Source organism: Shewanella sp. MBTL60-112-B2, from assembly GCF_019655055.1.
In the GTDB taxonomy this organism is placed as follows: domain Bacteria; phylum Pseudomonadota; class Gammaproteobacteria; order Enterobacterales; family Shewanellaceae; genus Shewanella.
This window is the reverse complement of the sequence record NZ_BPFA01000020.1, coordinates 62,339-74,721: the sequence shown is the minus strand read 5'-3', so window position 1 is coordinate 74,721 and position 12,383 is coordinate 62,339. Positions and strand designations below refer to the sequence as shown.

The window sequence follows — 12,383 nt, the reverse complement described above, 5'->3', positions numbered from 1 at the left end:
GAGACAGAACAAAGCCAATAAATTCCACTTAATCACGAAATCCATAGGTGACAGAACCTCTACAAGTGATAAAATAGCGCCCATTCAACTCAAATTTGGACACCGGTAATGCGCGTAAGCAAGTACCTGCTATCAACTCAAAAAGAAACTCCTGCGAACGCAGAAGTCGTTAGTCACCAGTTAATGTTACGTGCGGGCATGATCCGTCGTAATGCATCAGGCTTATACAGCTGGTTGCCGACAGGTTTACGTGTACTTCGTAAAATCGAAGCGATTGTTCGTGAAGAAATGAACAAAGCGGGCTCGGTTGAAATTCTTATGCCTATGGTTCAGCCTGCCGATCTTTGGGTTGAAACGGGTCGTTTTGAAAAGTTTGGTCCTGAACTACTACGTTTCCAAGACCGTCACAACCGTGACTTCGTACTAGGCCCAACTCACGAAGAAGTGATCACAGACATCGTGCGTAAAGAGGTTAACTCATACAAGCAGTTACCGCTTAACCTATACCAAATTCAAACCAAGTTCCGTGACGAAGTTCGTCCACGTTTTGGTGTAATGCGTTCACGTGAATTCTTGATGAAAGATGCATACTCTTTCCATATCGATCAAGAAACGATGGATGAAACCTATGAAGCGATGTTCCAAGCTTACAGCAACATCCTTACTCGCTTAGGCCTAGCTTTCCGTCCAGTTATGGCTGATACAGGTTCTATCGGTGGCAGCATGTCACACGAGTTCCACGTTTTAGCTAATAGTGGTGAAGACTTAATCGCTTACTCAACAGAAAGTGATTACGCAGCAAACATTGAAAAATGTGAAGCACCAATGCCAACTGAGACACGTCAAGCTGCTACTAGCGAAATGACCTTAGTTGACACACCAAACGCTAAAACAATTGCTGAACTTGTAGAACAGCACGGTATTGCGATTGAGAAAACAGTTAAGACTCTTATCGTTAAGGGTGCGACTGAAGAAGCGCCATTAGTCGCTATCGTTATTCGTGGTGACCACGAGCTAAACGAAGTTAAAGCTGAGAAGTTAGATGCTGTATTAGCACCATTTGAATTTGCTGATGAAGCCGCTATCCGTGATGCGGTTGGCGCTGGCACTGGCTCTATCGGTCCTGTTGGCCTTGATATGCCTGTGTTTGTTGATCACAGCGTTAGCATCATGAGTGACTTTGGCGCTGGTGCAAACCAAGACGGTAAGCACTTCTTCGGTATTAACTGGGAGCGCGATCTTCCAGAAGCGGCAGCGTTCGATTTGCGTAACATCATCGAAGGCGAGCCTAGCCCATGTGGTAAAGGGACTATTGCACTACTTCGCGGTATCGAAGTCGGTCATATCTTCCAGTTAGGTACTAACTACTCTGAAGCGATGAATGCTAACGTACTTGACCAGAATGGTAAGTCACAGACTCTACTTATGGGTTGTTACGGTGTTGGCGTAAGTCGTATGGTTGCTGCAGCAATTGAGCAAAACAATGATGACCGCGGTATTATCTGGCCAGAAGCTATTGCACCGTTCACTGTTGGCATTTTGCCAATGAACATGCACAAGTCGCATCGCGTTAAAGATATTGCAGAGCAGCTATATCAAGACCTAAACGATGCTGGCATGGAAGTAATGTTCGATGACCGTAAAGAACGCCCTGGCGTGATGTTTGCTGATATGGAGCTGATTGGTATTCCACACGTTGTGGTAATTGGCGATCGTAACATCGATAACGGCATGTTCGAATACAAGAACCGTCGTACTGGTGAGAAGCAAGATATCCCACTAGATCAAATCGTTGAGTTCTTAAAGGCGCAACAAGCTTAATCGCTGCTTAGCTAAACAGCTAGCACACTAAAAACGCCGATGACATCATCGGCGTTTTTTTATGTCTACATGTCTGCATCCCCCCAAAAAAAAATTACAAATTTGTATGAGTTTCGCACTAACGACTTGAAGATCCTGATGTACTCACATATTCTAAAAATAAGCAGTTGTTTTGAATAAGTTTTAGTTTTCAAGCGATAAGGAGCGTCGAATTGCCAAATAAAACGGCCTTAGTATTGGGCGGTGGTGGCGCTAGGGCCGCCTACCAAGTTGGAGTACTCAAGGCGATAGTACAGTTTTATCCTCGCAACCATGGCATTCCTTTTAGGATCATCTGTGGTACTTCCGCAGGGGCTATTAACGCAACCTCTATCGCGACCCATGCGTCTTGCTTCCACTTAGGTGTGCGTAAACTTGAATGGGTATGGCGACACATTCATGCTCGAAAAGTCTACCAAGCATCGATTCTTGGCGTACTAAATCACTTAAGTAAAATGGCCTTAAAAGGGCTACAGAGCGATGGTGCCTCTAGCAGTCCAGGTAGCCTATTTAATAGCGATCCCTTAAGAAAGTTACTCAACGACTTAATTAGCTTTGAGCGAATAGACCGTAATATTAATAGCGGTGCACTCGAAGCCGTTAGTCTCGACACCTCATGCTATAACAACTCACGCTCAGTCACTTTTTTTCAGGCTAACTCCCATGTGGAAAACTGGCAGAGAGATAGGCGGCACGGCTTGCGCACTCGTTTAAATACCGACCATCTTCTGGCAAGTTCGGCTATCCCTATGGTATTTCCCTCTGTGCGTTTAAATCAGGAATACTATGGTGATGGCTCAGTGCACCAGTTAGCACCACTGAGCAGTCCAATTCATTTGGGAGCTGAAAAAATCATGGTAATTAACCTTGAGAGCCCCCATAAAATTCAACCAAAAGAGCTTGAACACCACCCTAAAACAGCAACGATAGCCGGTCACCTACTCGATACTATTTTCTCTGATACACTCAATAGCGATCTCGAAAGGCTGGAGCGGATCAATAACACCCTAGATTTGATCCCAGAAGAAAGTAAAAGCAAATTAGCCCTGAAAAATATTGAAACCTTAGTGATTAAGCCCAGCGAAGATCTCAGCGCAATGGCGTCTCGCTACTTTCAAGATATGCCATTTGCCATTAAATCAATGATGAAGGTGCTTGGAATAAACGAACACTCCGATTCGAGTATCGTTTCCTATCTACTGTTCGAGCAAGGCTACTGCAGTGCCTTAATAGAGTTGGGCTATGAAGATGCTATGTGTCAGATTGATGAGATTAAGCATTTTTTTGATATCAATTAATGTTAGAAAATCAATTAACGTTAGAGTTACTTTCTTGCGCCAAGAGTACAGTCACCACGCTCTTGCCCCAGTCTTTATAGATTAACTCTCCCGGATGAAAGCCATCCGTAGCCATTGCATCACAATTAAGTTGATGGCCAAAATCTAACAGGGTAAATCTTGGTTCTTGCTGTGCATAGCGCTGTAACTGTCGATTGAAGGCCTGGCTGCGTTGACCTAGAAACCAACGTAATGGTTGTGGCAGCACCGGAAAATCACCCATAGGCGGCACCCGTGTCAATATCAAGTGCCGACAGTTCAACTCTCGGGTTATGAGTTCAATTAAAGCTTGTTGATGTCTTATCCATTTTTTGACCGTTAATGGGCTTAAAACATCATTTACACCAAGCGAGACAACCACAGCTTCAAAGCGCATACCGCGCTGCTTAGCTAACGCTTGTTGCAACATATCAATTGTCTGAGCAGTGTTATGGCCTGACTTTGCTAATAAACGCCAATCGACCTGGTATAACTGAGCAAGATTATTAACGACAACACCGGTTAATGCTTGGCTCTGATCTTCAACACCGACTCCAGCTGCAGCGCTATCACCTAAAATTAATACCGATATCACCTTACCTTCGCCAGTAGAGCCATGTCTTGGACCCGCGGCTTCAGGTAATTTTGGTGTGACTTTCTTAACTATGCGGCCTTGAACAAATAAGATAGGCGCTAGCAAGATAAAGATAAGATAATGCACCAGCTCACTCCTTGTTTATGCGATAGCTTAAGCTAATAGCAGATAGTTGATAAGCTAATAACTATAGCCAATCTTTACTCACTACCCGCTACTTAGCCTTGCAAAAGAAATATCTCTGCCTTTTCTATTCGTCTAGGCTTACCTAACAAAATAAGAATATCGCCGGACTTTATCTGCCAATCTAGTTCTGGATTTTCAACTTCTGCACCGGCTCGTCTTACCGCTCTTAACTCCACCCTCAATTTCTCCCAAGGGATCTGGGATAAGGTCTGCCCCACCGCGTTAGCCCCTTTGGGTAAAGCAACCGCATGTAATAGCTCCAAGGTAAAATCGGTTTCCGCTCCAGAAAAAAAACCGTGTAAATATCGATAATGGTTTCGCCGCTCTGATTCTAGCCTCTTTAAGATTCGTGCTAAGGGCACACCACACTGATACAGCACCTGCGACACTAACATCAAGCTGCCTTCGAGTGTTTCAGGGATCACCTGACTGGCACCCGCCCGCTCGAGCTCTTCCATTCCAGAGTCATCACGGGTGCGCACAAGGATTTTGGCTTCTGGTGCAAGTTGCCTGCATAGGGGCAAGACCTCTTCGAGCACTCGTTCATTGCTGAAGGTCAACACGATAAGTTTTGCTTCACGGATCTTGGCCTGCTTAAGAATGCTTCGCTTGCAGACATCACCAAAATATACCGGCTCTCCAGCCGTTCTCGCCTCCGAGACCCTTTTAGGATCAAGATCTAGGACTAAATAAGGGATGGCTTCTGTTTTCATGAAGCGTGCAATAGTTTGGCCTACACGACCATAACCTAAGATTAAAACCAAATCCCCTTTACTATCTATCTGGACATTTAGCGGCTCACTCGTCGCAGCCTTGGGCTTTAGCCCTTGAAGCATCCTGGCAATATCAACACTATGACGCACCAACCAAGGTGCTAGCGCCATAGATAACACCGCGACCATCACTAACATGGTGCTAATTTTGGCATCGAGTAACTGATAGTTAACAGCCAGCGCCAACACCACAAAACTGAACTCACCTACTTGCGCTAAACTCAGTGCCGTTGCTACCGAAGAGCGAAAAGACTCTTTAGCAACCTTGAGTAATGAAAAGATGATAAGTGACTTACCTAAAATCACCGCAATCAAAATCAAGATGATTTGCCACCAAAACTGCGCCACTAGCCTAAAGTCCAGTAACATACCTATTGAAATGAAAAACAGCCCCATCAATAGATCTCTAAAGGGGCGAATATCGGCCTCAAGCTGACGCCGATACTGACTCTCGCCAAGCAGCATCCCCGCCATAAAGGCGCCTAATGCCATGGATAAACCCAGCCATTGGGTTATTGCTCCAGTGACTAAGGCAACGACTAAGGTTGATAGTACAAATAGCTCGTTCGAGCGTGAGCGCGCCACCTCGTCGAATAATTTAGGCAAAGCCCACTTACCAAATGCCATCAAGGCAATAAAAGCGAGAACCCCTTTGAGTAAGCCTAATACCACATCACTCCACATCAAGGCGTCACCATCGCTAGCCAAGATGGGCATAAGAATTAACAGGGGAACGACGGCAATATCTTGAAATAACAGCACACTGACGGAAAGCTCGCCATGGCGACGCCTCAGCCAGCCTTGCTCATTGAGGAGTTTAAGCACAATCGCAGTAGAAGAAAGCGCGATTGCAGAACCGACAATAACTGATTCGGTTACGCTAAGGCTGCATAACAGGGCAATTGCCATGCTCAATACTGTGGTCACAACGACTTGCGCGCTACCTAAACCAAATACTGTACGGCGCATAGCCCAAAGTCTTGGCAGTGAAAACTCAAGTCCAAGACTAAACATCAGCAACACAACGCCAAGTTCGGCAACTGATTGCATCTGATGCTGGGTAAACCAATGAAAGCCGCTTGGGCCGCTTATCACCCCCGTAACTAAATACGCTAAGATAGCGGGCAATTCGGCGCGCCTTAATATGGCAATTGAAACAATGGCAATGACCAGCATCAGCAAAATTTGAATCAGAAAGCTGTGTTCCATGCGTGCAATGTACTCCTTAGCCCATCAATATCCGTCAAAATATCGACACCAATATTTTCCATTCGGTTAACTAGAGATTAACTGAATGACAAATAAAGACAAATGATTATTGCTATCACACCAATTTCCTACCGCTGTTCAAGTTCAATACAGTTACCAGAAGAGATAATAAGAGTGAAAACTAACACACTAAAACTGCACTTATTGTTACTGAAATCTTCGTTACTGCTCGCTATAAGCAAATTTTTAGTTAGTAGGTAGCTAGTTAGTTAGCCGCTCCCTAATTATTAAGCTACTAACTATCGAAGCAAATTCAACTTCGAGTCACAACGCAATACATCAGTTGAGCAAGTATGAGTGAGCCGGCTATTAGACTAAATTGTCTGCGCCGAAATACTACAAAGATAATACATAACAATCTAAGGCACGATTTTTGCTTATCAGGAAAGGTAAGTCATATTGACGCTGTAACAAAAACACTGGGAGAAAACACCAATGGAACTTGGCTTAGCAACAGAGTCCTTCCCTATCAAGTATCGCCAGCAGACTGATATAGGAATGTCGACATCACTGGATATCGACCTTGTTAATATCATTCAGCAACTGCATCAACACTTAGATCCTAGGACAGTGTTTGCCTGCTTTGGCCAGATAATGGGACAACATTTGCCGCTTTATGGTGTCCGCCTGACTTATAAACAATATCAGTTTCATTGGGGCCAGCAATATGGCTATGCTTTCGAGCAAAAACTGACCTTTGCCGACCAACAAGTTACCATAAACTATAATCTCAAAGCTGCCTTAGTACCGTCGCAAACCTTGATGTTAAATCAGCTTAAAGACCTAGTATTACAGCCGCTTATTAACGCGATTCAGTATCAAGAGATGTCGCAGCAAGCCATGTATGACGCACTTACCAAGTTAGGTAATCGTCATTACTATCAGCAATCTCTAAAAAAGGAGATAGCCCGGTCCAAGCGCAACCAAAGCAGCTTTTCTCTTATCGTCTTAGATTTAGATAACTTCAAACAACTTAATGACGATTTTGGACATCAGTTAGGTGACAACGCCTTAATTGAATTTGCTGACATGCTCAATACCACGATAAGAGATACTGATCAGGCATTTAGAATAGGTGGGGATGAATTTACTTTGCTGGTACAAGCCGATGTTAATGAGGCTCGGGTGTTATGTAATCGGATCCTCAATGCGCTTGTCAATCATCACTACTTAGAGAAGTATCAAGTCAGCACCAGTATGGGGGTTACCCAGTGGCGGGATAAAGATACAGAACACAGCCTATATCAACGAGCCGATAATGCCTTATATGAAGCAAAAGCAGCCGGAAGGCAATGCTACCAAATTTGTGCTGCTTAAAAGTGAGGTGCGGATTAAAGCGGTTTAAACAGACCCAATCTCCCACTCAAGCGTGGTTAACACTCAGGTTAAGCCCTAAGCCCTGCTCGCTGGCTAAATAGGACTTCTCTATCCAGTAACCACAAACTGCGACAAGTTTACCGTCATAGCACAGCAGTGGAACTCGCCCACGCTCCCATGGCGCTAATTCAAGTTCTTGCCACAACTTCTTCAGCTCGCGCCCTTTACTGCGGTTATGGGGCTGACATCGCGTACTACCTGGTAGTGCAAATACAATGGAAACCTGCTCTGAGTCAGTTGGTAACCTGAGTCGTACGCCAGTTGTATAGGTTTGTGCAGAGAGATAGCCACCGGTTGGCAATGAAACCTCACCATTCAGTAACTCTTCGATATGATTCAGAGTGAGCGAGGGATAAGTTTGCTTCATCTTATGTTGCATCGAGCTTAGCGATAAAAAATAGCCATCTCGCTTAAAGCGCCTAATGACCACATCGACTAGCCGTATCTCAACACTCGCATCAACCTTAGCCTCTAACAACTGAGTTAAGATCTGCTCACCTTGCACCTTGGAGGGTGGTGCAAAGCCTAACGACTCCATATGACCGCGTAGCAGCAGTGACTGCCAGGCCTTAGAGTAAGTTGCAAGCTTGTCTAGATCTAGAGTGCACTCCCCTGCCCTTTGACGCTGAAGTTGCGGTAATCTAAGAGCAGTCTCTTCATCGATAACAGATTGCTGCAAGGCACATAATTCAGCACTGCGACTTGCAGTTGCCGCAATGGCACTCCAACGCTGTTTTAATGTAGGAATAATCTCTAAGCGAAGAAAGTTTCTGTCGTACTTATCATCGAAATTACTTTCATCTTCAATATGGGTAATCTTGTTCTGTTTTGCGTAAGCTTCGATCTCTACTTTACTAAAATCTAGTAGTGGTCTAATCAGCCAGTGTTGCTGCTCAAAACGTTGCACCTTGCCCATGCCAGCTAAGCCTTTAGGGCCGAGGCCTCGCTTTAATGCCAGCAAAACCGTCTCTAACTGGTCGTCTTGATGGTGCGCCGTCATTAACACATCACCTTGCTCAAGTTCCGATAACAAAGCCTGATAGCGTACGCTGCGTGCCTGAGCCTCAACGCTCACTCTTGGAGCAAGCTTAACTTCAACTCGCTTAATCGTACAGTCAAGCTGATAATGCTGCGCCTGAGTGCCACAGTGTTGTGCCCAAATGTCAGCATTAGGGCTTAAGCCGTGATGAATATGAACGAGAAGACACTCAAAGTCAGTGTTATTTTTAGCAAACAGTGAGAGGCCGTGAGCCAATATTTCAGAGTCAACACCACCACTGTATGCCAGAATAAGCTTGCGCCTTTTCTGGCACACTTGTTCGCCTGTTACCTCGGTGTTTACTGAACGCTGAGGTAACAACTTAATGCACTCCGAGATAGAAGCCGAGATATCCATATTAGAAAGCCATTACCTTACAAACAGTCTTAAAAATAGATCGTAAAAACAACCCTAAAAAACGATCTTAACCTTGCCAGAGCCTGTTAACGACTCCAGCGCTAACATCAACTCATCGGTCGGGTTTACGCGCCACTCATCCCCTAAGGTAAATTGTGCCTTTGATTGGGGTTGAGCATAGTTTATCAACACAGGTACAGCTCCCGCTTTCCAAGGCTCTACTGCAGCCTTGAAATCATTCAACCATTGAGCATCAACCTTCTCCGACTGCAGCTCCACCTCGACCGCGTTAGCAAAATGACTCCTTGCCTCACCCATGTCGATGATGTTACGCGCCGTCATCCGATTGCCACCAGAGAAGTCATCAAAGCTCACCTCTCCTTCGATGATCAAAATACGGTCTTTCTCGAGCAGATGATTAAACTTCTCAAACGCTTCGGTAAACAGCATGATCTCCAAGCGTGCGCTCTTATCATCAAGCGTTACCAGTCCCATTTTAGAGCCACGCTTGGTCATCATCACGCGAGTAGCCACCACTAAGCCCGCAGCTTTCATAGTCTTACCGCGATCCGTTGGATGCACATCTTTCAATCGCCCAGACGTATAGTGTTTTAGCTCTTTTAAATACTGGTTAATTGGGTGGCCAGTTAGGTACAAACCTAAGGTGTCTCGCTCCCCTTCAAGCCAAACCTTATCAGGCCATGGCGTACACTCAACAAACTGCTGCTTACTGTCTTCTGGCTCGCTATTAAGCAGACCAAACATATCGTGCTGGCCAATTGCTTCGGCTTTTGCATGTTGATCTGCTGCGCGAATCGCCTCAGGCAAGGTTGCCATCATTGCGGCGCGATGTGGGCCTAAATTATCCAATGCGCCAGCACAGATTAGTTTTTCAATTACGCGGCGGTTCAGCTTTTTAAGATCAATTCGGGCACAGAAATCAAACAGATCGATAAAGGGTCCGTTTTCACGTGCTTTAAGAATAGAATCAACAGGGCCTTCACCCACGCCTTTAACCGCGCCAATGCCGTAAACAATGTTTAAGTCGTCATCGACGGTGAATCTGAATAAGCCCTTGTTCACATCAGGTGGCAGCAATGGCATGCCCATGCGCTCACACTCATCCACCAAGGTTACGATCTTATCGGTGTTATCCATATCGGCAGACATTACCGCCGCCATAAACTGGGCGGGATAATGGGTTTTTAGCCAAAGCGTTTGGTAGGATACTAATGCGTAAGCAGCTGAGTGAGATTTGTTAAAACCATAACCCGCGAATTTTTCTACCAAGTCGAAAATTTTCATCGACAGTGGTCCATCGACGCCATTTTCAATGGCGCCGGCTTCAAACGTACCGCGCTGCTTGGCCATCTCTTCCGGTTTTTTCTTACCCATAGCACGACGAAGCATATCGGCGCCGCCCAAGGTATAACCGGCAAGTACCTGAGCAATCTGCATCACCTGCTCTTGATACAAAATAATGCCGTAGGTCGGAGACAGTAGCTCTTTTAGCGACTCATGCTGATACTCAGCATCTGGATATGACACTTCCTCACGACCGTGCTTACGTTCGATAAAGTTATCTACCATGCCGGATTGCAGCGGGCCCGGTCTAAATAGTGCTACCAGTGCGATCATATCTTCGAAGCAGTCTGGCTGAAGACGTTTAATCAAGTCTTTCATACCACGAGATTCCAGCTGGAATACCGCGGTCGTTTCATAGCGTTGTAATAACTTAAAGCACTTTGGATCGGTCAGTGATATAGACTCGATACGAACGCGCTCTTCGCCATTCTTATCTTTAACGCTATTCACCATCTGTAGCGCCCAGTCAATAATGGTGAGCGTTCTTAGACCCAAGAAATCGAATTTAACAAGGCCCGCGGTTTCAACGTCGTTCTTGTCGAACTGAGTTACTGGGTTTAAGCCTTCGGTATCACAATAAATTGGTGAAAAATCGGTGATTTTCGTCGGTGCGATAACCACACCACCGGCGTGCTTACCGGCGTTACGTGTCACACCTTCCAATATCCGGCACATATCGATAAGATCTTTAACGTCCTCATCGCCATCGTAAGATTCTTGAAGCCCCGGCTCTACCTCAAACGCCTTAGCCAGAGTCATACCAGGTTCAGCAGGGATCATCTTCGAAATACGGTCAACAAAACCATATGGATGTCCGAGTACACGACCTACATCTCGGATTACCGCCTTCGCCGCCATGGTACCGAAAGTAATAATTTGTGATACCGCGTCACGGCCATAAAGATCTGCTACGTGATCGATTACCTCATCTCGTCTATCCATACAGAAGTCGACGTCGAAGTCGGGCATAGATACACGTTCTGGGTTCAAGAACCGCTCGAACAGTAAGTCATATTCAAGTGGATCCAAATCGGTAATTTTAAGGGCGTAAGCCACCAAGGACCCTGCACCCGAACCACGGCCAGGGCCAATAGGAATATCGTTATCCTTACCCCACTGGATAAACTCCATTACGATAAGGAAGTAACCAGGGAATCCCATTTGGTTAATAACTTTAAGCTCAATATCGAGACGCTCATCGTATTCAGGACGCTTTTCAGCTCTCACTTCAGGATCTGGGAACAAGAACTCTAAACGTTCTTCTAAGCCTTTTTCAGACACATCAACCAGGAAGTCTTCAATGGTCAGGTCACCTGTAGGGAAGTTAGGCAGGAAGTATTCGTGCAGTCTTACTGTAGCGTTACAACGCTTAGCAATTTCGACCGTATTTTCAATTGCTTCTGGAATATCTTCAAACAGCTCACACATCTCTTCGCTGCTTTTAAAATACTGCTGGTCGCTGTATTTTTTGGGACGACGTGGATCGGCTAGCGTAAAACCGTCGTAAATGGCTACGCGGATCTCGTGCGCGTCAAACTGTTCAGGCTTATTAAATACCACTTGGTTAGTGGCAACCACTGGCAGACCTTTTTGCTCAGCAAGTTCAACGGCCATATGCAAGTAGCGCTCTTCGTCGGGGCGACCTGTACGCAGCAGCTCTAAATAATATCTATCGGGAAAGTGGGTCTGATAAAACTCGACTAAGCTATCAACCTGAGCCTTGTTTTCTTTTAATAACGCGCGGCCGATATCACCATCTTTAGCGCCAGAGAGTAAGATTAACCCTTCGCTGTATTTAGCTAACCATTCATGGTCGATGACGGCTTTATCATTAATGTTACCGCGCAGGTACGCATCACTAATTAGTAAGGTCAGGTTTGAATAACCTGTGTTGTCCATTGCTAATGCAGTAATAGAGCAAAATTCATCGAATCCCGGTACTTTGACCCAAAAGTCAGTACCAATGATTGGCTTAACACCGTTACCGTGACAAGCCTCGTAAAACTTTACCAAGCCACACATATTTGTCTGATCGGTTAATGCAACTGCGGGCATCCCGAGTTCAGCCACTTTACCAATAATAGGCTTAACTTTAGAGAGTCCATCTGACATGGAAAAGTCACTGTGAACGCGTAAATGCACAAAACGTGGATCAGACATAATATGGAGTATCTTTCTTTTTGATAGATGAAGACGGCTAGTCAATCTTACAGGGTAAAACATGGGCCAACAGCAAACAAGTTAAA

At 45.3% G+C, this 12,383-nt stretch carries 7 protein-coding genes; 3 read left to right on the top strand and 4 right to left on the bottom strand.

The genetic code is table 11. The features are described 5' to 3' along the window. The first annotated feature begins 108 nt into the window (after positions 1-108). Both K5Q73_RS13400 and K5Q73_RS13395 read left to right on the top strand, forming a co-directional pair. The gene (locus tag K5Q73_RS13400) at positions 109-1,821 is read left to right on the top strand and encodes a proline--tRNA ligase (RefSeq protein WP_220763739.1); all 1,713 of its coding nucleotides are present in this window, start codon (positions 109-111) and stop codon (positions 1,819-1,821) included. A gap of 212 nt (positions 1,822-2,033) precedes the next feature. Further along, positions 2,034-3,158 carry a patatin-like phospholipase family protein gene (locus K5Q73_RS13395; protein WP_220763737.1) on the top strand — a complete coding sequence of 375 codons (1,125 nt, stop codon included), beginning with the start codon at positions 2,034-2,036 and terminating at the stop codon, positions 3,156-3,158. Between the two features lie 10 nt (positions 3,159-3,168). Here the strand turns inward: K5Q73_RS13395 and K5Q73_RS13390 are convergent, their stop codons facing one another. Next, positions 3,169-3,897 carry an SGNH/GDSL hydrolase family protein gene (locus K5Q73_RS13390; protein ID WP_220763734.1) on the bottom strand — a complete coding sequence of 243 codons (729 nt, stop codon included), beginning with the start codon at positions 3,895-3,897 and terminating at the stop codon, positions 3,169-3,171. 92 nt (positions 3,898-3,989) lie between these two features. Then, positions 3,990-5,939 (bottom strand): monovalent cation:proton antiporter family protein, encoded by a 1,950-nt coding sequence (locus K5Q73_RS13385; RefSeq protein WP_220763732.1) that lies wholly within the window; start codon positions 5,937-5,939, stop codon positions 3,990-3,992. Positions 5,940-6,434: 495 nt separating this feature from the next. Between K5Q73_RS13385 and K5Q73_RS13380 the strand changes: the two genes are divergently transcribed. After that, entirely contained in the window at positions 6,435-7,316 is an 882-nt protein-coding gene (locus K5Q73_RS13380; RefSeq protein WP_220763724.1) for a GGDEF domain-containing protein, read from the top strand. Positions 7,317-7,362: 46 nt separating this feature from the next. Here the strand turns inward: K5Q73_RS13380 and tilS are convergent, their stop codons facing one another. Continuing rightward, positions 7,363-8,772: a tRNA lysidine(34) synthetase TilS gene (tilS, locus tag K5Q73_RS13375; protein ID WP_220763722.1), complete on the bottom strand. Its 1,410-nt coding sequence runs from the start codon at positions 8,770-8,772 to the stop codon at positions 7,363-7,365. A 54-nt stretch (positions 8,773-8,826) separates the two neighbouring features. Next, entirely contained in the window at positions 8,827-12,297 is a 3,471-nt protein-coding gene (gene dnaE, locus K5Q73_RS13370) for a DNA polymerase III subunit alpha (RefSeq protein ID WP_220763720.1), read from the bottom strand. Positions 12,298-12,383 lie beyond the last annotated feature (86 nt).

Bases quoted from the DNA above. Each gene is read 5' to 3' on its own strand.
- K5Q73_RS13400 (WP_220763739.1), top strand. From the start codon at position 109: ATGCGCGTAAGCAAGTACCTGCTATCAACTCAAAAAGAAACTCCTGCG.
- dnaE (WP_220763720.1), bottom strand. From the start codon at position 12,297: ATGTCTGATCCACGTTTTGTGCATTTACGCGTTCACAGTGACTTTTCC.
- K5Q73_RS13385 (WP_220763732.1), bottom strand. From the start codon at position 5,939: ATGGAACACAGCTTTCTGATTCAAATTTTGCTGATGCTGGTCATTGCC.
- tilS (WP_220763722.1), bottom strand. From the start codon at position 8,772: ATGGATATCTCGGCTTCTATCTCGGAGTGCATTAAGTTGTTACCTCAG.
- K5Q73_RS13380 (WP_220763724.1), top strand. From the start codon at position 6,435: ATGGAACTTGGCTTAGCAACAGAGTCCTTCCCTATCAAGTATCGCCAG.